This is a genomic window from Streptomyces sp. NPDC023481, from assembly GCF_055560195.1.
Genome location: NZ_JBVHJE010000007.1, coordinates 251440 through 273830 on the forward strand (window position 1 = coordinate 251440; position 22391 = coordinate 273830).

Genomic DNA, 22391 nt, shown 5'->3' on the forward strand with positions numbered 1-22391 from the left:
GGTATAGGCCCGCTATCGGCCCGCTATCGGCGTACTGACCAGCATCTGCCGGAGGCGGGCCGAGGGACCGTTCGTGCCCTGGCCCGCCCGCCGGGGCGGCCGGAGCACCGCCGATCCATGGGGAGAAGCCATGAACGCGTCGCCAGACCTGTCCGCGCCGGAGCCGCTGCCCACCCGTATCGCGCTCCAGGCCGCCGCCACCCCCCGGTCCGTCGCGGTCGTCGACGCCGAACGCGAGCTGACCTACGGCGAACTGGACCGGCAGGCCAACCAGTTGGCGTGGTCGCTGCTGCGCTCCGGCGCCGACGCCCGCACCCCGGTCGGTGTGCTGCTGCACCGGGACGTCCGGCTCGCCGTCGCCCTGCTGGCGGTGTGGAAGGCCGGTGCCGCCTACGTCCCCCTCGACCCCGAGCACCCCGCCGCCCGCACCGAGGGCATCCTCGCCGACACCGGCGCCCGGTACGTCGTCACCGGCCCCGAGCACGCCCACCGGGTCCCCGGCGGGATCCGGGCCGTCACCGTCGACCCCGACCCGGCCGCGCTGGACGGCCTGCCGGACACGGCACCGGACGCCGGCCTCACCGGGCCCCGACCGGCCTACGTGCTGTACACCTCGGGGTCGACGGGCCGGCCCAAGGGCGTCGTCGTCCCGCACGAGGGCCTCGCCAACCAGGTCGCCTGGCGGGTGCGCACCCACCACCTCGGCCCAGGTGACCGGGTGCTGCACAAGACCCCCGTCACCTTCGACGCCGCCGGCTGGGAGATCTTCGCCCCGCTCGCCTCCGGCGGCACCGTCGTGATGGCCCCCGCCGGCGCCGAACGCGACCCCGCCCTGCTGCTCGACACGGTGACCGGCCACCGGATCACCGTGCTCCAGGTCGTGCCCTCGCTGCTGCGCCTCCTCGCCGACGACCCCGGCTGGTCGCGCTGCACCACCCTCAAGCTGCTGTCCTCCGGCGGCGAACAACTGCACGCCGAACTGGTCCGGCGCTTCCTGTCCCGGCTGCCCGAGGACGCCACCCCGCCCGAGGTGTGGAACACCTACGGCCCCACCGAGTGCTCCAACGAGGTCGCCGGCCACCGCCACGACCCGCTCCAGCGCACCGGCCCGGTGCCCGTGGGCACCGCCGTGGACGGCCTGCGCCTGCTGGTCCTCGACCCGGACGGGCACCCGGTGCCCGCCGGTGGGCAGGGCGAGCTGTACGTCGGTGGCATCGGCCTCGCCCAGGGCTACCTGGGCCGGCCCGACCTCACCGCGGAACGCTTCGTCCCCGACCCGTCCGGGCCGGCCGGCGCCCGCCTGTACCGCACCGGCGACCTGGTCCGCGCCCGGGCCGACGGCGCCCTGGTGTACGCGGGCCGCGCCGACGACCAGGTCAAGATCAACGGCGTGCGGATCGAACCGGGCGAGGTGGAGGCCGCGCTGGAGGCCCACCCCCGGGTCCGGGAGGCCGCCGTCACCGCCTACCGGGCGCCCGGCGGCGCCACCCGGCTCGCCGCCCACGTGCGCTTCGCCGACGGCGGCGGCCCGGACTGGGAGGAGCTGCGCGGCTTCCTCGCCGGCCGGCTGCCGCACAGCCACCTGCCCGCCGTGTGCCTGCCGGCCGACTCCTTCCCGCGCACCGCCAGCGGAAAGCTGGACCGGCGTGCCCTGCCCGAACCCGCCGCGCACGACGGCCCGGCCGAGGCACCCGGGAGCGAGGCGGAGGAACTGGTCGCCGGGGTGTGGCGCGAGGTGCTCGGCGTGACGGCCGTCGGCCCGCACGACGACTTCTTCCGGCTCGGCGGCTCCTCCCTGCAACTCACCGTCCTCGCCAACCGGTTGCGTGCCGCGACCGGCCGCCCGGTCGAGCTGAACCGGCTGCTGGCGGCCACCACGGTCGCGGCACAGGCCCGGCTCGTCACCCAGGACACCGACCCGGTGCCCGCCGTACGGCCCGTGCCCCGCACCGGCGCGCTGCCGCTCTCGCCCGGCCAGCGCAGGCTGTGGCTGCTGGACCGGATCGAGCCGCGCGGCCGCGAATGGGTGACCGGAGTGTTCCTGCGGGTCCCGGCCGGCGAGCCGGACGCGCGCGTACAGGCCGCACTGGACCTGCTCAGGGCCCGGCACGAGGCGCTGCGCACCCGGTTCGTCACCGGTGCCGACGGCGAACCGGCGCAGCTGGTCGACCCGCCCGCGCCGATGGAACTGCACCGCGTGGCGGCGCCCCGGGACCGCGTCGGCGAACTCGTCGAGGACAGCGCACGGCGGGGCTTCGACCTCGAAGCGGGCCCGGTCGTCCGCGCCCTGCTGATCGGCTCCCCGGACGGCACCGGCGAGCGGACCCTCGTCGTGCTGATGCACCACATCGTCGCCGACGGCTGGTCGGCGACCGTACTGCGCGAGGAGTTCCACCGGGTGCTGTCCGCCCTGCGCGAGCAACGCGACCCCGAACTGCCCGAGCTGCCCGTGCAGTACGCGGACTACGCCGTGTGGCAGCGCGGCCGGCTGACCGAGGACGTCGTGGCCCGCGAACTGGAGCACTGGAAGCGGGTGCTGGCCGGCGCCGAACCGCTCGCGCTGCGCACCGACCGGCCCCGGCCCCCGGTGCGCGACGCCCGCGGCGCGGTCGTCACCTTCACCGTCCCCGCGGACGTCACCGACGCGCTCACCGAGCTGGGCCGGCGCGCCGACGCCACCCCGTTCATGGTGCTGCTCACGGCGTTCACGACACTCCTGGCCCGGTACACGGCCCGCTGGGACGTGGTGGTCGGCGCCCCCGTGGCGGGCCGGGAACGGCCGGAGGTCGAGGGCGTCGTCGGGTTCTTCCTCAACAGCCTGGTGCTGCGCTGCCCGCTGGACGGGTCGCTCACCTTCGCCGAGGCCCTGGACCGGGTCCGGGACGTGTGCAAGGAGGCCTTCGGCCACCAGGAGCTGCCCTTCGAGGAACTGGTCGCCGAACTGGCCCCCGAGCGGGACCCCTCGCGCACCCCGCTCTACCAGGTGGCGTTCGACTACCACGACGAGGCGATGACCGGATCCGCCGCCGACGCCGGCGAACTCGACGCGGTCGTCGAGGTGTCGTCGGTCGCCAAGACCGACCTCACGCTGTACATGCGCCGCCAGGCCGACGGCACCCTGCTCGGCGCCCTGGAGTACGCCGGCTCGCTCTTCGAGGCGGCCACGGTGAAGCGGATGGCCGGACACCTCGGGGAGCTGCTGGCCGACGCGGCCCGCACGCCCCGGCGCCGCCTGGACGCCCTCGACCTGCTGCCCGCCGCCGAACGGGCCGCGCTGGCCCGGCTGAACGACACCGCCACCGCCCCGCCGGACCGGTCCGTGCCCGCCCTGCTGGAGCAGGCCGCGCGGACGGCCGCCGACCGGCCGGCGCTGATCGCCGACGGCACCCGGGTCACCTACGCGGAACTGGAGCGCCGGGCCAACCGGCTGGCCCGGCACCTGCGGGCGCGGGGCGTGGGACCCGAGACGGTCACCGCGGTCCTGCTGGACCGGGGCACCGACCTGCCGGCCGCGCTGCTCGCGGTGTGGCGGGCCGGCGGCGCCTATCTGCCGCTGGATCCGGCGACCCCCGCCGTCCGGCTGGGCCGGGTGCTGGCCGACGCCGGCGTCCGGGCCGTGGTGACACGGTCGGCGCACCGGAACCTGCTCCCGCCCGGCTTCACCGGCGAGGTCGTCGCCGTCGACACCGACGCGGCCGGCATCGCCGCCCACCCCGACGGGCCGCTGGACCACCCCGCGCACCTCGACCCCCGGCAGGGACATGACCTGGACCTGCTGGCCTACGTCATCTACACCTCCGGCTCCACCGGTGCGCCCAAGGGTGTGCAGATCACCCACCGGGGCCTCGCCAACCACCTGCGCTGGGCCGTCGAGGAACTGGCCGGGCGCGGCAGCGGCGGCGCCGCCCTGTTCTCCTCGGTCGCCTTCGACCTCGTCGTACCGAACCTGTGGGCGCCGCTCCTCGCCGGGCAGCCGCTGCACCTGCTCCCGCACGACCTGGACCTGTCCGAGCTGGGGCGCCGGCTGGCCGCGGCGGGCCCGCTGTCCTTCCTCAAACTGACCCCCGGTCACCTGGAGATCCTGGCCCAGCAGCTCGACCCGGCACGGCTGGCCGGGCTCGCCTCGGTCGTCGTCGCCGCGGGCGAGGCCCTCCCGGCGGCCCGTGCGGACGCCTGGGCCCGTGTCCTCGGCCCCGGCCGGCTGGTCAACGAGTACGGCCCCACCGAGGCGTCCGTCGGCACCAGCACCCACCCCGTGACCGCCCCGGTGACCGGCACCACCGTGCCCATCGGGCGCCCGCTGCCCGGGGTCGGCATGCACGTCCTGGACGACCTGATGCGGCCGGTGCCCGTCGGCGTCGTGGGCGAGCTGTACGTGGGCGGCCTCGGCCTCGCCCGCGGCTACGGCGCCCAGCCTCGGGCCACCGCCGCCGCGTTCGTCCCCGACCCCTACGGCCCCGCCGGCGCCCGCCTCTACCGCACCGGCGACCTGGCCCGGCTGCTCCCCGACGGCACGGTCGACTTCGTGGGCCGGCGCGACGGCCAGGTGAAGATCCGCGGCCACCGGGTGGAGACCGGCGAGGTCCGGGCCGTACTGGAGCGGCACCCCGCGGTCCGCGAGGCCGTGGTCGTCGCGGTCGAGGACGGCACCGGCAGCCACGCCCTGGCCGCCTACTGGGTGCCCGCCGAAGCCGGCGAGGCGGCCGAGCGGCTGGCCGGGGAACTCGCCGCGCACTGCGCCGAGCGGCTCCCCGACCACATGGTGCCGGGCAGCCTCACGCCGATCGGGTCCGTCCCGCTGAACGCCAACGGCAAGCTGGACCGGGCCGCCCTGCCCCGGCCGCGCACCGAGGCGCCCGCCGGCGACGAGGAACCGGACGGCGTCGTCGAGGAACGGCTCGCGGAGATCTTCACCGAGCTGCTCGGCGGCCCGGCCGGCCGGCACACCCACTTCTTCCGGGCCGGCGGCAACTCGATCCTGGCGATCCGGCTGATCGCACGGATCCAGGACGCCTTCGAGACCGACTTCCCGGCCCGTGCCGTCTTCGAGGGCGCCACCGTCGCCGAACTGGCCGCGGCCGTCGAGGAGCAGGTGCGGGCCGAGATCGAGCGGATGGCGCCGGCCGAACTGCTCGAACGGGCCCGGCAGCTGGACGAACAGGAACCGGACCGGTGACCGCGGCGGACCGGGACGCCCCCGCGCCGCACAGAAAGCGAGATGGGATGACCGAGGAAGAGTACGTCTCCAGGCTGCTGGCCTTCATCCGGGAGGAGATCCTCCCGGCGGACCAGGCGGCCGCCTTCACCGACACCTTCCCGCTGATGGAGTCCGGGGTGCTGGACTCGCTGCGGGTGGCGCTGCTGCTCACCCACATCCGGGACGAGCTGCACGTGCACGTGTCGCCCGCGCTGATCGACACCGACCACTTCAAGGACGTACGGACCATCGCCCGGATGCTGCACGAGCTGTCGGCGGCCGGGCAGAAGGAGGCAAGGGCATGAGCACGGACTTCGATGTCGCGGTCGTCGGCGGCGGACCCGCCGGATCCACGATGGCGTCCTACCTCGCCCGGGCCGGACTGTCGGTGGCCGTTTTCGAGGGCGACACCTTCCCCCGGCCGCACGTCGGCGAGTCGCTGGTGCCGGCCACCACCCCCGTGCTGCACGAGATCGGCGCCCTGGAGAAGATCGACGAAGCGGGCTTCCCCCGTAAGTACGGGGCGTCCTGGACGTCGGCCGAGTCCCGGGACATCCCCGTCCTGGACTACAAGGGGCTCACCCACGGCTGGACCGCCGACATCGCCTTCGTCGAACGCAACCAGCCCGGCGTCGACCGCGACTACACCTACCACGTCGACCGCGGCCGCTTCGACGCCATCCTGCTGCGGCACGCGGCCGAGCAGGGCGCGACCGTGGTCGGCGGGGCCCGCGTGCTGGACGTCGGCTTCGACGACCCCGAGGCGGTGCACCTGACCGTGCGCACCGCCGGCAAGGAGACCCGGTACACCGCCGGGATGGTGGTCGACGCCTCCGGCCGGCAGACCCTGCTGGGCCGCCAGCTGAAGGTGAAGGTCGCCGACCCGGTCTTCGACCAGTACGCCGTGCACACCTGGTTCGAGGGCCTGGACCGCACCGCCCTCGCCCGCGACGCCGCCCAGGTCGACCACATCTTCGTGCACTTCCTGCCCATCCAGGACACCTGGGTGTGGCAGATCCCGATCAGCGACACCGTCACCAGCATCGGTGTGGTCACCCAGAAGAAGCGCTTCGCCGCGGCCGGCACCGACCGGGAGGGCTTCTTCTGGGAGTTCGTCGGCAGCCGGCCCGAACTGCGCGACGCGCTGCGCGGCGCCCGCCGGATCCGCGACTTCAAGGCCGAGGGCGACTACAGCTACGCCATGAAGCAGATCTGCGGCGACCGGTTCGTGCTCATCGGGGACGCGGCCCGGTTCGTCGACCCGATCTTCTCCAGCGGGGTCAGCGTCGCCCTCAACAGCGCCCGCATCGCCGCCCAGGACATCGTCGCCGCCCACGAGGCGGGCGACTACACCCGCAAGCGGTTCGAGACGTACGAGTCCAAGCTGCGCCGCGCGGTGCAGTACTGGTACGAGTTCATCTCCATCTACTACCGGCTGAACGTGCTGTTCACGGCCTTCGTGCAGGACCCGCGCTACCGCGTCGACGTGCTGAAGATGCTGCAGGGCGACGTGTACGACGGTGAGGAGCCCAAGGCGCTCACCGCGATGCGGGAGGTCGTCCGGGAGGTGGAGAACAACCCCAAGCACCTGTGGCACCCGTACCTGGGCACGCTCCGGGCGCCCGCCTCGGCGCCGGCGTTCTGACCCGGCGTTCCGATCCGCCGTCCGCACGGCGGAAGGGCCGCCCACCGGAGGAGTTCCGGTGGGCGGCCCTTCCGCTGCCGCCGTCCGCCGCGCGAGAGCCGGTCAGGCCGTCGGCCAGGCCGCGAACCGCCGCAGCCCGTACAGCAGCGGCACCCGCTCGTCGTGCCGGGTGACCCGGCGGATCTGCCCGAACACCGCCACGTGGTCGCCGACCGGTTGGGCGTGCAGCACCGCGCAGTCGGCGACGCGGTGCGCGTCGGCCGGCAGGTGCGGCCCGCCGGTGTGCGGGCCGGCCGTCCAGGACACCCGGTCGAACCGGTGCGGATCCCCCGAGGCGAACAGCTGCGCGGTCTCCCGGGCACCGGAGTGCAGCAGGTTCACCGCGAAGCCCGCCGAACCGGCCACCGCCGCCAGCGTCGGGCTGCCCGCGCGCAGGCACACCACCAGCACCGGCGGCTCCAGCGAGACCCCGCACAGCGAGGAGCACGTCATACCGCGGGGGGTGCCGTCGTCGTCCCGGGCGGTGACGACGGCGACTCCGGTGGGAAACCCGCTCATGAGAGTGCGGAAGTCCTCCGGCGACGCGAGGGCCGCCGGAGGACGGAGGGCGCCGCTCACGGCTGGTGCATCCGCGAGAAGTAGGTGTACGCCTCCGGCAGGGTCTTCACCAGCTGCCGCGCCTTGTCCCGGATCGCGTCGAACTCCTGCTGCGCGGCGGAGAAGTCCGACAGGGCCAGCGCCGGCGACGGCTTGACGTCGATGCCGCCCATGCCGAGCAGGATGCACATGTACGAGTACGGCGGCAGGCCGTGGTAGTACGGGAAGATCGTCTCGCTGTCCGGCAGCTGGGCGCCCCACCTCTCGATGCGCTCCGCGAGGCCGTCCGGCACCGCGCGGGTCTTGGTGTCCCGCCAGTACTGGGTGTCGGAGCGCTTGGCGGCCTGGTAGTGCAGCGCCAGGAACTCCCGTACGCCGTCCATGACGTGGGCGACACCGTCGTTGTAGCGGTCGCGCAGCGCCGGGTCCCAGTCCGGGCCGGGGAAGTTCTTCACCAGCTGCTCGATGGCGTGGTGGATGAAGAAGATGCCCGTGGACTCCAGGGGCTCCACGAAACCGCTGGCCAGACCGACGGCGACACAGTTGCGCACCCACGAGTTGCGGCTGCGGCCGATCCGCATCCGGATGTGGTTGGCCTCGGCGTCGGCCGCCGCGGGCCCGACGAACTCGCGCAGCGTGCGCTCCGCCTCCTCCGGGGAGAGGTAGTCGCGGGCGTACACGTACCCGGTGCCGACCCGCCCCATCAGCGGGATCGTCCAGATCCATCCGGCGTCCTGGGCGGTCGCGGTGGTGCAGGGGCGGATGCCGCGCCGCTCCATGTCCATCGGCACCTGGAGGGCGACCGCGCTGTCGTTGGGCAGCGTGTCCTGGTAGGAGACGAACGGCTCCTCCAGCGCCTTGTTCAGCAGCAGGCCGCGGAAGCCGGTGCAGTCCACGAAGAGGTCGCCGGTCAGCTCCCCGTGCCCGGCGGTCGTGACGCCCTTGATCCAGCCGCGTTCGTCCAGGCCGACGTCGGTGACGTCGTCCACGACGTGCCGGACACCGCGCTCCACCGCGTACGCGGTGAGGTACCTGGCGAGCAGCGCCGCCTCGAAGTGGTAGGCGTAGGGGAACTGCGTCTTGCCCTGGTGCTCGGACATCGTCAGTCCGCGCATCTCCTCCGCGCCCTCGTCGAAGGGGGTGTCGAGCAGGCTGCCGTCGAGCCGGCGGGGGCTCAGCCCGGCGTCGATCACCGACGCCATCACGAAGCAGTCCTTGTCGAACCGGTCGGTGGGACCCTGCTGGAGCCACCAGTCGGTCAGCGGGAACCCGTTGACCGACCGCACCTGCTCGAACGGGTGGTAGAAGTAGTGGCCCTTCTCCCGCCAGTTCTCGAACCGGACGGCCAGCTTGTAGGTGGCGTTGCAGGCCGGCATCCAGTCGGACTCCTTGAGCCCGAGGAACTCGAAGAAGTGCCGGATGTCGCTGAAGGTGGCCTCGCCGACGCCGATGGTGCCGACCTTGCCCGACTCCACGAGCGTGAGGTCGATCCGGTCGCCGAAGGCGGCCTTGAGGTAGGAGGCGGTCATCCAGCCCGCCGTACCGCCGCCGACGATCACGACTTTGTTGGTCATGTGTGTCCCCAATCCGGTGACTTTCGGTAGGTGCCGGGCCGGCTACGGCCGGGCGGACAGCAGTTCCACGAGGTGCTCGCCGATCGCGGTGACCGTCGGCTGCTGCCACAGCAGCGCGGCCGGCAGCCGGTGGCCGAAGCGCTTCTCCAGGCGCCGGCGGACGACCATGGTCATCACCGAGTCCAGCCCCTGCTCCACCAGCGAGCGGCGCACGTCCAGCGAGGCCCGCGGCAGCCGCATCTCCCCGGCGATCACCTCGGCGACGTCGTCCAGCAGCCGAGCCCGCAGCTCGTCGGCGCCGAGACCGTCGTACGACGAGCCGCCCGCCGGGGCCTCGGCCTGCGGGGCGGCGGAGTCGACGGCCTCGCTCAGCAGCGGCAGCGGCCGGCCGTCCGGCACGGGCCGGAGCCCGAGGACCGGGTAGCAGCCGGGGCCGCGGCGGGCCGCGTACTCCCAGGCGGCGAACGCCTCGTCGGGCGTGATGTCGCCGACGCCGCGCTCCCGCAGCTCCAGGTCGACCACCTCGTTGACGGCCATGCCCTGGCCGCGCCAGGAGGTCCAGGCGAGGCTGGTGGCGTCCCCGGGAAGACCGGCCGCGGCCGCGGCCGCGTTGCGGTGCCGGGCCAGCGCGTCCAGGAAGGCGTTCGCGGAGCCGTAGGCGGCCTGGCCGGGCAGGCCGAGCAGCTGGCCGCAGGAGGAGAACAGCACGAGGAAGTCCAGGGTGCCGGCCGGGAACAGCTCGTGCAGCACCCGGGCGCCGGCCGCCTTGGGCCGCAGCACACCGCGCAGCGACTCCTCGTCGGTGTGCGGGACCAGCCGGTTGTCCAGCACGCCCGCCGCGTGCACCACGCCCCGCACCGGCGGCAGGCCGAGGGCGTCCGGGGTGAGCGCGCGGGCGGCCGCCGCCGCGTCGGCGACGTCCAGGGCGAGCACCCGCACGGTGACGCCGAGTGCCTCCAACTCCCGTACGACGGCGATCCGTTCGGCCGTTGCGGGATCGGTGACCGTCTCCCAGTCGGCGCGCGGGGGCAGGCCGGTCCGGCCGGCCAGCACCAGGCGGCGGGCGCCCCGCTCGGCGAGGAACCGGGCGACGCGCAGCCCGAGCACCCCGAGCCCGCCGGTGACCAGGTACGTCCCGTCGGGCCGGCACCCGAACGGCCGCGCGTCCGGCTCCCGGTCCGGGCGGGCCAGGCGGGCGACCGTCACGGCACCGTCCCGGACGGCGACGACGTCCTCCCCGGGTGCCGCGCGCAGCACGTCCAGCAGTGCGTCCACCGCGCCGGCCGGGTCGCCGGCCGGCAGGTCGACGACCCCGCCCCACAGCTCGCCGTGCTCGCCGCCGAGCACCCGGCCGAGGCCCCACAGGGCACCCTGCGCCGGCGCGGTGGCCTCCCGGCCCTCCAGGACGCCGGTGGTCAGCGCCCACAGCCGCGGGAAGACGGTGGTGTCCAGTGCGGCCAGCCGCCGGGCGGTGTCCAGCAGCAGCCAGGCCGGCGCGGTGTCGGGGCCGGTGTCGTCCGGGCCGGCCGGGTCGGGCAGCACGACGACGTCCGTGGCCTCGGCGAGCCCGGGCAGGCCGTCGAGTTCGGCGGCGCCCTTCAGCAGCCGTACCCGCGCTCCGCCGGTGGTCAGCCGCTCGCCGAGGGCTGTGGCGGCCGGAGAGCCGACGGCGCCGACCAGGACGACGTCCTCGACACCGCGCCCCTCGCGGGGGCCGCCGAGTTCGGCGGGCCGCCACCGGATCTCGTGCACCAGCCGGTGCGCCGGGGTCGCGCCCGCGGCGCCGCCCCCGACGTCGGCGTACCGCACCCCGCGCAGTACGGCGAGCACCCGGCCGTCGGCGGCCGCGATCAGGACGTCGACGGTGCCGGTGGCGGCGTCGTGCCGTACCCGGACGTCGACGGCCGCGCCGTCCGCCGGGGGCTCCGGTGCGACGCGCACCTCGGCGACGCCCGCGACCATGCGCAGCGCCGCCGGTCCCGGGTAGGCGGACGGGGCGATGGACAGGGCGGCGTCCAGGACCGGGGCCCAGGTGGCGGGCGCCCGCTCCGGCCGGGGGGCCCGCACCCGCGCGTGCAGCAGGCCCTCGGCGCGGCGCAGCGCCTCCACGGTCCAGTCGAAGCCCATGCTGGGCACGCCCACCGAGGCCAGGTGCCGCAGGATGTCCGCCGGGTCGGCGTCCGCCGCGTCGGCCGGCGGGTCCGCCAGGGTGCCCGACGGGTCCTCGGGGCCGGCGCTCACCGCGGTGGTGTGCACGAGCCAGTCACCGTCGCCCTCGGCGGGCCGGGACGCGATCCGCACGGCGTCGTCCTCGCGGAGCACCTGCACCTCGCGCCGCTCGGCGGCGGTCAGCGGCACCCGCAGGGCCACGTCGCGCAGCGTGTGCGCGCCGGGTCCGCCGGTGGCGGCCAGGAAGGTGTTCAGCAGGACGGCGGCGGGGACGATCTCGACGCCGTCGACGGTGTGGCTGCCCGGGTAGGGCCGGTTGCCCTCCTCCAGGTGGGTGCGCCACAGGGTCAGCGGACGGCCGCCCACGCTGGTGGGCGAGCCGAGCAGCGTGTGCGTGTCGGCGTCGTGTCCGAGGCTGCCGACGGCGCCGGACGGGGACGTCTCCCGCCAGTGCGGCAGCCGCTGCCAGGCGGCGGCCGGCAGCGTGGCCAGGGTGCCGCCCGGGTGCAGCCGCCGCCAGTCCACCGCGATGCCCGCGGTGTGCGCGGCGGCGAGCGCGGCGAGCAGGGAGAGCCGGTCGGACTGGTCGCGGCGCAGCGTGGAACCCACGAACACGCCCTGGTCCAGGCCCTGTTCGGCGAGGGTCTCGCGGACGGAGTGGGCCACCACCGGGTGGGCCGACAGCTCCAGGAAGCGGCGGTGGCCGTCCTCGGCGGCGGCCTCGACGGCCGCGGCGAGCCGGACGGTGTTGCGCAGGTTGGCCGCCCAGTATGCGCCGTCGGCGGACGGCGTGGTCCGCGGATCGGCCAGCGCCGTGCTGTACATCCGGATGCGCGGCGCGCGCGGGGTGAGGTCGTGGGCCGCGGCGGCGAGGTCCGCGACCAGCTCGTCCATCTGCGGGCTGTGGAAGGCGACGTCGGAGGCGACCCGGCGTACCTGCACGCCGTCCGCCTGCCAGGCCTCGACCAGCTCCTCGACCGCGGCCCGGTCGCCGGTGATCACGGTGGAGCCGGGCGAGGAGGCGATGCCCGCGACGACGTCGGTACGGCCGCCGAGCCGGGCCTCGGTCTCGGCGAGGGACAGCGCGGCCATCGCCATCGCGCCCCGCCCGGCCACCCGGCGCAGCAGCAGCGAGCGGCGGCAGATCAGCCGGGCGCCGTCCGTCACGCTCAGCGCGCCGGCGGTCACGGCTGCGGCGATCTCGCCGACCGAGTGCCCGATGACGGCGTCCGGCCGCACACCGTGCGCACGCCATACGGCGGCCAGCCCGATCTGCACCGCGAAGATCATCGTCTGGATGCGGTCCACGGTCCCGAAGTCGCCGTCGAGCAGCAGCCGCCGCGGGGAGAAGCCGATCTCCTCCAGGAAGACGGACTCCAGTTCGTCGATCGCCGCCGCGAACTCCGGTTCGGAGCCGAGGAGTTCGCGGCCCATGCCGGCCCACTGCGAGCCGTGCCCGGAGAACACCCAGACCAGGCCCTCCTGGAGGTCGGCCGGCGCGGTGCCGGTCACCGCCTGCCGGGACTCCTCGCCGTCGGCGACCAGCCGCAGCCCGGCGGCGAGTTCGGCGTGGTCGGCGGCGACGACCGCGGCCCGGTGCTCCAGGTGCGAGCGGCGCAGCGCCAGGGTGTGGCCGACCGAGTCGAGCGCGGTCTGCCGCCCGGTGCCGGTGAGCCACTCCGCGAGGTCGCGGGCGGCGGCGCGCAGGCCCTCCCGGGACCGGGCCGACAGCGGGAACAGCCGCGCCCCGCCCGTGTCCCGGGCCGGTCGCGCGCCGGTGGTGCCGGCCGGCTCGGGGGCCTGTTCCAGCAGCACGTGGGCGATGGTGCCGCCGTAGCCGAACCCGGAGACCCCGGCGCGGCGCGGCCCCTCGTGCTCCGGCCAGGGGGTGCGCTCGGTGACCACCCGCAGCCCGTTGCCGTCCCAGTCGATCGCCGGGTTGCCCTCGGTGTGGTTCAGGGTGGGCGGGATCTCCCCGTGCGCCAGCGCCAGGACCGCCTTGAGCAGCCCGGCCGCACCCGCACCGGCCTCCAGGTGGCCGATGTTGGGCTTCACCGAGCCGATCAGCAGCGGCTGCCCGGCCGGCCGCCCGGCGCCGTACACCGCGGACAGCGCGCCGGCCTCCAGCGGGTCGCCGAGCCGGGTGCCGGTGCCGTGCGCCTCGACGTAGGCCACGCTGCCGGCGTCCACGCCGGTGCGGCGCAGGGTGTCCGCCAGCAGCCGCTGCTGGGCGGTGCCGCTGGGCGCCATGATGCCGTTGGTGCGGCCGTCCTGGGCGACATGGCTGCCCCGGACCACCGCGAGGATCCGGTCGCCGTCGCGCCGGGCGTCGGACAGCCGCTTCAGGACGAGTACGGCGCCGCCCTCGCCGCGCCCGTAGCCGTCGGCCGCGGCGTCGAACGGCTTGCACCGGCCGTCGGGCGCGGTGGCGCCGGCGGCCTCCAGGGTCAGCGACAGGCCCGGCCCGACGATCAGGTTGACCCCGCCGACCAGGGCGATGCCGCTCTCCCCGGCGCGCAGGCTCTGGCAGGCCAGGTGGGTGGCCACCAGGGACGCGGAGCACGCGGTGTCCACCGCCATGCTCGGCCCGTGCAGGTCCAGGGCGTGGGAGATGCGGTTGGCGGCGGCGCACAGCGCGCTGCCGATGCCCGTCCACGCCTCGATGGTCGGCAGGTCCTCCAGCAGCCGGCGGCCGTAGTCGTCGGAGCCGATGCCGACGAACACGCCGGTGTCGCCGCCGGCCAGGTCGAGCGGTGGGATGCCCGCGTCCTCCAGCGCCTCCCACACCACTTCGAGCAGCAGCCGCTGCTGGGGGTCCATCAGCTCCGCCTCGCGGGGGCTGAGCCCGAAGAACGCGGAGTCGAACCCCTCGATGTCCTTGAGGAATCCGCCGGGGACGTCGGCGCGGCGCACCGCCGCGCCGTGGCTCGGGCCCTGCTCGCGGTAGGTGTCCCAGCGGCCGTCCGGCACCGGGCCGATGCCGTCCCGGCCGGCCAGCAGCATGTTCCAGAAAGCGGCGGGCGAGTCGGCGTCACCGGCGAGCCGGCAACCGGCCCCGATCACGGCTATGGGTTCGTCAGCGGCCACTACTTCGTCTCCTTGCCTTGGCATCGCCTGGTCAGCCGCACCACGGAGCGGGCTGCAGGATCCGTACGACGGCGCACGAGAGGGTCACGCCCGGGCCCACGCCGAGCATCAGCAGGTGGTCACCGGGGCCGAGTTCGCCGGTGCTCAGCAGGTGGTCGAGCGACACGATCTGGTCGCTGGCGCCGAGGTGCCCCACGGTCCGGCCGAACTCCCAGGTCGACCGCTCCATCGGCAGGCCGAGGGCGGCCATGCAGCGCTGCTCGACGATCTCCCGGGAGTAGTTCATGTAGGCGACGCGGGTGACGTCGGACAGGGCGATCCCGGCGGCGCCGAGGACCCGGTCGACCAGTTCCAGGGTCCGGGCGTGCACCTTCACCAGGGCGGCGGTGCCGGTGCCCGAGGCCAGCGCGGCCCGCTTGTACTCGGCGTTGCGCGCCTGGAAGTCCAGGGGCCGGCCGGTCGTCGGCCCGGGCGGGAACAGCGGTTCGGTGCCGCGGTGCATCTGCTCGGCCTCCGACACGGTGACCGACTCCACCGCGAGGAGCTGCGCGAACGAGGGCCGCGTGGTGAGCAGTACGGCGCTGGCGGCGTCGCCCGCGACATAGCCCGGGCCCATCCGCCAGCGGTCCATCATCGGCGTGCCGAAGTTGTCGGAGGCGACGAGCAGCGCGGTCGGCGCCCGGTCCTCGCCGTCCGGCGCGGGACGGCCGCGCAGGTACCAGGAGCCCAGCTCCAGGGCGGCGAACATGCCGTTGCAGCCCTGCCGTACCTCGACCGCCAGGGCCTCGTCGCCGACCAGGTGCCGTTGCAGGTAGTACTGCGGCTGCCAGCCGTCGGGACCCTGGTGCCAGGAGTCCGCGTACAGCAGCAGGTCGGTGTCGTCGGGCCGGTGGCCGGCCCGCTTGCACGCCTGCTCGGCGGCCCGCAGCGCCATCTCGGGCGCCGGGGTGTCCCCGGCCACCGCCGCGCCGGCCAGCTCGTGCAGCTCGGCCTCGAACTCGGGGTAGAGCCCCTGGGCGACGGCCTCGTCGATGCTCGTGGTGCCCGGGAGGTGCACCCCGAGCCCCTTGATGAATACGTCGGGCGTACGCAAGGCAGCCTCGCCTCCTGGGTCGTGTCGCGCCGGTGGGTGCGGGAGCCGGTCGGAGCCGGCCGGGCGCGTCGGATGGGTGGGGTGCGGCCGGAGCCGGCCGGCCGCGCCGGTGGGTGCGGGTGCGGATGGCCGGCCGGTGCCGGCCGGTCGGTGGGTGCGGTGCCGGTCAGAGCCGGCCGGCCGTGTCCGTCAGCTCGCGCACCAGCCGGTCCAGCAGCGCGTCGGCCTCGGCCCGGGAGAACGCGTCGGTCCGGTACCCGAGCCGCAACCGCAACCGCGGCCCCGGCAACGCCACCAGCCGCAGAGCGAAGTGCGTCCCGTCCCCCACCTCGACCCGTCCCACCCGCGGCCCGCCGGCGATGCCGACGCGATCCGGGGTGCTCGCGGCGCGGCCGCCCCCCGCACCCTCCGCGTCCCCGGCGTCGAAGGTGTACGTCACGAACGTCGTCGCCGTGTCGAACAGGGTGCCGTCACGGTGGGTGGTGGTGGGGGACTGGCGTTGGATGTCGGCGAGGGGGAGGTGGTGGTGGGGGAGCAGGCGGGTCTGGTCCTGTTGGAGGCGGGTCAGCAGCCGGGGGAGCGGCTCGTCGGGGCGGAGCCGCAGGCGGACCGGGACGGTGTTGGTGAGCAGGCCCACCATGTCCGCGACCCCGGGCAGTTCCGGCGGCCGGCCCGACACCGAGGTGCCGAAGACGACGTCGTCGCCGCCGGTGAGCCGGGTCAGCAGCAGCCCCCACGCGGCCTGCACGGCCGTGTTCAGGGTGACCCCGTGGGCCCGGACGCCGGCGGTGAGCGCCGCGGTGGTCTTCTCGTCGAGGGCGCGCTCGCGGTGCCGCTGCCGCTGCGGCGCCGGCCCGGACACGTCCGGCGCGACGTACGTGGGCCCGGGCAGCCCCGCGAGCGCCTCGGCCCAGGCCCGCCGGGCGGCCCCCCGGTCCTGCCGGGCCAGCCAGCGCAGGTGTTCGCGGTGCGCGGGGGCCGGGGGCAGCGTGCCGGCGTCCGCGCCACCGCGGTACAGCGCGAACAGCTCCCGTACCAGGATCGCCGTGGACCAGCCGTCCCACAGGATGTGATGCCCGGTCAGGACGATCCGGTGGTGGTCGTCGGCCAGCCGCAGCACCAGGAACCGCAGCAGCGGCGGTGCCGTCATGTCGAAGGGCCGCTCCCGTTCCCGTGCGGCCAGCAGCTCGGCCCGTTCCGCCCGCTCCGGCTCCGGCAGCCCGGTCAGGTTTTCCCGTGCCCACGGCGGCCGTACGTCCGCGCAGACCACCTGCACCGGCCGGGACAGTCCCGCGTGCCGGAACGCCACCCGCAGCCCGGTGTGCCGGTCCAGCAGCGCGGTGGCCGCGGCCCGCAGCAGCTCGGGGTCCAGCGGCCCCTCGACGTCCAGGCGGAGCTGGGCGGCATACGCGTCGACGCCGCCCTCCGCCAGGATGCTGTGGAAGAGCAGCCCCTCCTGGAGCGGGGCGAGCGGGAGCACCTCGGTCAGGCCGGGGTGGGCCGCGGCCAGCGCCGCCCGCTCGTCCGGCGCCAGCTCGACCAGGTCGACGGGCTCGGCCGGGTCGGCCGGGCCGGCGTCGGTGACCTGCCGGGCCAGCGGGGCGAGTCCGGCGGGCGTGGGGTGCCCGAAGACGTCGGCCAGCTCCACGGCGAGGCCCCGTTCCCGGGCCCGGGTCACCAGCCGCAGCGCGCCGATGCTGTCGCCTCCCCGGTCGAAGAACGAGTCGCCGGCCCCCACCCGCTCCACGCCGAGGATGTCGGCGAACACGGCGCACAGCTCCTTCTCGCGGGCGGTGCGCGGCTCCCGGAACCCACCGGTGTCCGCGCCGAAGTCCGGGGCGGGTAGCGCCCGTTCGTCCACCTTGCCGTTGGGCGACAGCGGCAGCTCGGGCAGCGGGACCACGGCCGCGGGGACCATGGGGGAGGGCAGGGAACGCGCCGCGAACCGGCGCAGCGCGACCGGGTCGGCACCGGTGTCGGCACCGGTGCCGCCGTCGGTGTCCGCGCGGAGGACGACGTACGCCACCAGCTGCCGGTGGCCCGCCCGGTCCTCGCGCACCGTCACCACCGCCGCGTCCACCGCGGGGTGCGCGGTGAGGGCGGCCCGGATCTCGCCGGGCTCCACCCGGAACCCGTGGATCTTGATCTGGTCGTCGGCCCGCCCCAGGTACGCAAGCTGTCCGTCGGGCCGCCACCGGACGAGGTCGCCGGTGCGGTACATCCGGCTGCCCGGCGCGCCGTACGGGCAGGGCAGGAACCGTTCGCCGGTCAGCGCGGGGCGCCCCAGATAGCCGTGGGCGATGCCCTCCCCGGCCACGTACAGCTCGCCGACCGCGCCCGGTACGACGGGCAGCAGCGCCTCGTCCAGCACGTACACCCGGCAGCCCGCGACCGGGGTGCCGACCGGCACGTCCTGTCCGTCGTCCAGCGGCCGGCTCACCGTGCTGGTCACCGTCGCCTCGGTGACGCCGTACTCGTTGAAGACGCGCCGGCCGCCGGTCCAGCGGCGCAGCACCTCGGGGGCCGGGGGTTCACCGCCGGTGATCAGCACGCGCAGCGCGGGCAGTCCGCCGGCGGGCAGCCGGGTCAGGAACGCCGGCGGGATCGCGGCGTGGGTGACCCGGTGGGCGCGCAGCAGCCGGGCCAGCGCCTCGCCGCTGGTGGTGCGGCCGGGCGGCGCCAGCACCAGCCGGGCGCCCGCCGCCAGCGCGGGCCAGATGTCGGCCATCGCCACGTCGAAGCCGGGCGAGACCAGTTGCAGCACCCGGTCGTCCGGGCCGAGACCGTAGCGGTCGACGTGGTCGGCGACCAGGGTGCGCAGCGCCCGGTGCGGGACGACGACTCCCTTGGGCCGGCCGGTCGAGCCGGAGGTGTGGATCACGTACGCGGGCAGTTCCGGATCGGGGTCGGGCCGCGCCGCGCTCCCCGCGTCCCCGCCGGCCGGCGCCCGTCCGTCCTGTCCGCTCTGCCGTTCCTCCACCAGCAGGCAGGGCGTCGTGGCGGGCAGCCGGGAGCGGCTGCCGGCCACGCCGACGACGAGGGCCGGCGCCGTGTCGTCGAGGATGGCCGCGATCCGTTCGGCCGGGTGCGCCAGGTCGAGCGGCACGAACGCCGCCCCCGCCTTCAGCACCGCCAGCAGGGCCGCCACCAGGTTGGCGGAGCGGGGCAGCGCGATGCCGACGAGGTCCCCGGGCCCGACCCCGCGCTCGGTCAGCCGCGCCGCCAACTGCTCGGAGAGGACGTCCAGTTCGCGATACGACAGCTCGGCGGGGCCGTCCACGACGGCGACCGCGTCCGGCGCCTCGGCCGCCCGCCGCCGGAACAGGGCCACCACGGTGGTGTCGGCCGCGGGGGCCGGTGCGCCCTCGCCCGCGGCGAACAGCCGTGCGCGTTCGGCGGGCAGCAGCACGTCGACCGTGTCGAGCACGGCGCCCGGCTGCTCGGCCAGGGTTCGCACGAACCCGGTCAGCCGCGCCAGGTGGTCCTCCAGGGCGGGCAGGTCGTACCGGTCGGGGTTGCCCTCCAGGACCAGCATCGTGGCCTCGCCCGACGGGTCCGGGCGCACGGTGACGAAAAGGTCGGGCACGGGACCCGAGGCCAGGTTGTGCGAGGTGGCCGGGTGCGGCCCGAAGCGCAGCGCACCGCCGTAGGGCATGAAGTTGACGATCGGGCCGAGCAGCGCGCTCATGTCGCCGTCGGCACCGAGTTCGCGGTGCAGGTCCTCCAGCCGGAACCGCTCGTGCCGCAGCGCCCGGTGCATCTCCCGGGTCACGCGCGGTACCAGCCCCGCCAGCGTGCTGCCCGGCGCGATGTCCAGCCGCAGGGGCACGGTGTTGGTCACCATGCCGGGGGTACGGCGGGCCGTCACGCTGCGCCGGGCCGTGACCGGCAGGCCGAGCACCACGTCGGCGCGGCCGGACAGGCGGGAGACGTAGGCGGCGACCGCGGTGGCGAACACCACCTGCCAGGTGGTGCCGGTGGCCGCGGCCGCCTTCTCCAGCAGGCCGGTGTCGGCGGGCTGGAGCAGCTCGGTCAGGCGCGGGCGCAGCCGGTCCCCGGGGAGCGGGGCGAGGGGGCCGGCCGGGGCGGGGACGCGGGCCGGTTCGGGCCGGTCGGAAAACCGGTCGAGCCAATAGGAGCGGTCGGCGGCGAAATCGTCGGATTCGCGGTAGGCCCGCTCTTCCGCGTACAGGTCGGCGAGCGTTCCGAAGGCGCTGCCGGACACCTCCGCACCGGCCGTCCCGGGGTTGTCCTCCAGTGCCGAATAGATTTCCGCGAGGCGCCGGCCCAGGAGATGAACCCCGTATCCGTCGACGGCGACGTGGTGAATTCGGTAGTAGAAGATCGTACGGGCCTCGGAAAGCCGCAGCAGGGCGAACGCGGACAGCGGTCCGGTGGCCAGGTCGACGGGCCGGCGCACGTCCTCGTGCATCCAGTGCAGCGCGTCCCCGAGCGCCGCGCCGGACCCCGAGAAGTCGATCAGGGGCAGGTCGGCCGCGTGTTCCGGGTCGACCACCTGCCACAGGCCGGCGTCCTCGACGACCGCACGGACGCGGACCACCTCGGCCTCCGCCCGCAGCAGTGCCCAGGCCGCGCGGAGCCGGCCGAGGTCGACGGCGCCCTCGATGAGGAGGTACTCGGCGCAGGTGAACCGCTGCCCCGAGGGATCCAGTCGATGGGCGAACCAGATTCCCTGCTGGCCGGCGGACAAAGGCAGTCGCATCGCGTCCCCGTCTCCCTTTCTCGACTCCATTGCTCGCCTATCCGGGCCACCATGGGGACGGCTGCTATAGCCGGTCTATACGGCTCCGGCTATCGACCGAATAGCGAAGAAATATAGAAGCCGTCCCCAGGCTCTTCAGCGAGCTGACGCCGAAAGGAGAAGCCGTGGAGGAAGACCGCGACGACGCATGGGCACCGCATGTCGTCAGGCCGGACGCGCGGAACCCCGCCACCGCGCGGGGGCTGCTCGGCCTGCTGGAGGGGCTCGGCGACCTGACCGGGCTGCTGGCCCGGCACAAGGCGGTGGTCTTCCGCGGCTTCGGGATCGACCCGGCCGAGCTGGACACGGTGATGGCACCGCTGCTGCCCCGGCGGCTCGCCTACGTCCACGGCAACTCGCCGCGCACCAAGGTGGGCCGGAACGTCTACACGTCGACCGAGTACCCGCCGCAGTACACCATCTCGATGCACAACGAGATGAGCTACGCCCACCAGTGGCCCGCCCGGCTGCTGTTCTTCTGCGAGCGCGCCCCCGAGACCGGTGGCGCCACCCCGGTGCTGGACGGCGCGCGCTGGCTGCGGCTGCTGGATTCGGAGGTGCGGGAGGGCTTCGCGCGCGGGGTGCGCTACACGCAGAACCTGCACGGCGGCCGCGGCTTCGGCAAGAGCTGGCAGGAGACCTTCGAGACCGACTCCCGGGACGACGTCGAGAAGTTCCTGGAGGGCGCCGAGGCACGGTACGAGTGGAAGCCGGACGGCGGCCTGCGGGTGACGCAGGTACGCCCGGCGACCGTGCGCCATCCCGTCACCGGCACGGAGGTCTGGTTCAACCAGGCCGACCAGTGGCACGCCGCCGGCCTCGGCGACGAGACCGCGGCCGCGCTCGCCCGGATCATGCCGGAGGGGGACCTGCCGCAGTCCGTGTCCTTCGCGGACGGCTCCCCGATCCCGGACGCCTACGTCACCCAGGTCCGCGACCGCGGCCTGGCCGCCGCCGTCGACGTCGACTGGCAGGCGGGCGACCTGCTGCTCGTCGACAACGTCCTCGTGGCCCACGGCCGGCGGCCCTTCACCGGTCCGCGCCGGGTCCTGGTGGCCATGTCGGACTGAGCGCCGTCCCGCCGGCGGAACGGTGAGGAACAGGGGGGACGGTGCCGGGCCGGCCGCGAAACCGTCCCGCGTCCCGCCCCCGGACCTGCTCAGCGCACGACGGCGTTACGGCCGACGGCGTTACGGCCGTGGGGCCCGCGGTCGGCGGGGACCTCCTCGTGCCACGGGCTGGCGAACGGCCCGGCCGCCGACGGCGTCATGATCGGCGTGCGCAGGGCCATCGCGGTGAGCGGGGCGCCGCCCCGCCGCTCCGCCCGCTGCGCGGGCACGCCGATGAGCTGGGCGTACCAGCCCTGGTCGACGCATCCGGCGAGGATCGCCTCGTAGGTACGGCGCAGCGCCGAGCCCGGGTCGACCCCGAGTTCCTCCTCCAGCCTGCGGCGGCCCTCGTGGTACACGGCGAAGGCCTCGGCCTGCCGGTTGGACGCGTACAGCACCACCATCAGCTGGGCGCGCAGGGTCTCGCGCAGCGGGTGGGCCTGGACCAGGCCGATGAGTTCCGAGGCGAGCCGGTCGTGCCGGCCGAGCGCGAGGTCCGCGAGGATGCGGCCCTCCAGCGCCTCCATGTAGGCCTCCTCGATGATCGGCCGCTCGGTCTCGCCGAGGTGGTCGGTCACGTCGGTGAGGGTCGGCCCCCGCCACAGGGACAGGGCGGCGCGCAGGTTGTCGGCCGCGTCGTCGTACCGGCGGGAGGACAGCGCGTGGCGGCCCGCGCGGCACAGCACGGTGAAGTCCCCGTAGTCGAACCGTCCGGCGGTGATGCGCATCAGATAGCCGGACCCCTTGCGGACGATCTCCGCGTGGTCCTCCAGGTGCTGGCGCAGCCGGGAGGCGTAGGTGTAGAGCTGCGCCTGATGGGTGGAGGGCGGCTCGCTCCCCCATAAGGCCTGGCTGAGCCGGTAGTCCGGGATGACCCGCCCGCCGGCCAGCAGGAGGGCGGCGAGCATGGTGCGCTGCTTCGTTCCGCTGAGCGGGACCTCGGCGGTGCCTGACCATATTCCGACCGGGCCCAGGATTCTGAATTGCATCACGTACTGTGCTCCTTATCGGCCGTGCTGATCGCGCAGCGGGCACATGGCGCATGCAACAACACCAGGTGTCGCGACAGGACGTTTTGTTGGCTGCTTGGCGCCGTTAAAGAGGGTTTTCCAGAGCGTTCAGCTCAATGGAAGGAGTGGACGACCTCGCGCGGTCGCG

General features: G+C 75.1%; 10 protein-coding genes. 4 read left to right on the forward strand and 6 right to left on the reverse strand.

Translation table 11 applies throughout. The features are described 5' to 3' along the window. Positions 1–130 precede the first annotated feature (130 nt). The 3 genes from ACZ3ZD_RS17020 to ACZ3ZD_RS17030 are packed head-to-tail and all read left to right on the forward strand — an operon-like array spanning position 131 to position 6842. A complete protein-coding gene (locus ACZ3ZD_RS17020; RefSeq protein ID WP_467397675.1) occupies positions 131–5176 on the forward strand; it encodes an amino acid adenylation domain-containing protein in 5046 nt (1681 codons plus the stop codon). Positions 5177–5223: 47 nt separating this feature from the next. Then, positions 5224–5502 carry an acyl carrier protein gene (locus ACZ3ZD_RS17025; RefSeq protein ID WP_467397677.1) on the forward strand — a complete coding sequence of 93 codons (279 nt, stop codon included), beginning with the start codon at positions 5224–5226 and terminating at the stop codon, positions 5500–5502. Then, positions 5499–6842: an NAD(P)/FAD-dependent oxidoreductase gene (locus tag ACZ3ZD_RS17030; protein ID WP_467397679.1), complete on the forward strand. Its 1344-nt coding sequence runs from the start codon at positions 5499–5501 to the stop codon at positions 6840–6842. The genes ACZ3ZD_RS17025 and ACZ3ZD_RS17030 overlap by 4 nt, the downstream gene beginning before the upstream one ends. A gap of 102 nt (positions 6843–6944) precedes the next feature. On the opposite strand, the gene ACZ3ZD_RS17035 is transcribed toward ACZ3ZD_RS17030, so the two are convergent. From ACZ3ZD_RS17035 to ACZ3ZD_RS17055, 5 genes are all read right to left on the reverse strand, one after another. Continuing rightward, on the reverse strand, positions 6945–7400 hold the full coding sequence (locus tag ACZ3ZD_RS17035; protein ID WP_467397681.1) for a flavin reductase family protein: 456 nt from the start codon (positions 7398–7400) through the stop codon (positions 6945–6947). 56 nt (positions 7401–7456) lie between these two features. Continuing rightward, a complete protein-coding gene (locus ACZ3ZD_RS17040) occupies positions 7457–9013 on the reverse strand; it encodes a tryptophan halogenase family protein (RefSeq protein ID WP_467397684.1) in 1557 nt (518 codons plus the stop codon). Positions 9014–9055: 42 nt separating this feature from the next. Beyond that, a complete protein-coding gene (locus ACZ3ZD_RS17045) occupies positions 9056–14269 on the reverse strand; it encodes a type I polyketide synthase (RefSeq protein ID WP_467397686.1) in 5214 nt (1737 codons plus the stop codon). A 31-nt stretch (positions 14270–14300) separates the two neighbouring features. Then, on the reverse strand, positions 14301–15362 hold the full coding sequence (locus ACZ3ZD_RS17050; protein ID WP_467397689.1) for a ketoacyl-ACP synthase III family protein: 1062 nt from the start codon (positions 15360–15362) through the stop codon (positions 14301–14303). A 166-nt stretch (positions 15363–15528) separates the two neighbouring features. Continuing rightward, complete coding sequence (locus tag ACZ3ZD_RS17055) at positions 15529–20085, reverse strand: amino acid adenylation domain-containing protein (RefSeq protein WP_467397691.1); 4557 nt, start codon at positions 20083–20085, stop codon at positions 15529–15531. A 164-nt stretch (positions 20086–20249) separates the two neighbouring features. Between ACZ3ZD_RS17055 and ACZ3ZD_RS17060 the strand changes: the two genes are divergently transcribed. Further along, positions 20250–21194, forward strand: coding sequence for a TauD/TfdA family dioxygenase (locus ACZ3ZD_RS17060; protein WP_467397694.1), 945 nt, complete (start codon positions 20250–20252; stop codon positions 21192–21194). 89 nt (positions 21195–21283) lie between these two features. Here the strand turns inward: ACZ3ZD_RS17060 and ACZ3ZD_RS17065 are convergent, their stop codons facing one another. Next, positions 21284–22222, reverse strand: a complete 939-nt coding sequence (locus tag ACZ3ZD_RS17065; protein ID WP_467397697.1) for an AfsR/SARP family transcriptional regulator — start codon at positions 22220–22222, stop codon at positions 21284–21286. Positions 22223–22391: the final 169 nt, after the last annotated feature.

Bases quoted from the DNA above. Each gene is read 5' to 3' on its own strand.
- ACZ3ZD_RS17020 (WP_467397675.1), top strand. From the start codon at position 131: ATGAACGCGTCGCCAGACCTGTCCGCGCCGGAGCCGCTGCCCACCCGT.
- ACZ3ZD_RS17025 (WP_467397677.1), top strand. From the start codon at position 5,224: ATGACCGAGGAAGAGTACGTCTCCAGGCTGCTGGCCTTCATCCGGGAG.
- ACZ3ZD_RS17030 (WP_467397679.1), top strand. From the start codon at position 5,499: ATGAGCACGGACTTCGATGTCGCGGTCGTCGGCGGCGGACCCGCCGGA.
- ACZ3ZD_RS17035 (WP_467397681.1), bottom strand. From the start codon at position 7,400: ATGAGCGGGTTTCCCACCGGAGTCGCCGTCGTCACCGCCCGGGACGAC.
- ACZ3ZD_RS17040 (WP_467397684.1), bottom strand. From the start codon at position 9,013: ATGACCAACAAAGTCGTGATCGTCGGCGGCGGTACGGCGGGCTGGATG.
- ACZ3ZD_RS17055 (WP_467397691.1), bottom strand. From the start codon at position 20,085: ATGCGACTGCCTTTGTCCGCCGGCCAGCAGGGAATCTGGTTCGCCCAT.
- ACZ3ZD_RS17065 (WP_467397697.1), bottom strand. From the start codon at position 22,222: ATGCAATTCAGAATCCTGGGCCCGGTCGGAATATGGTCAGGCACCGCC.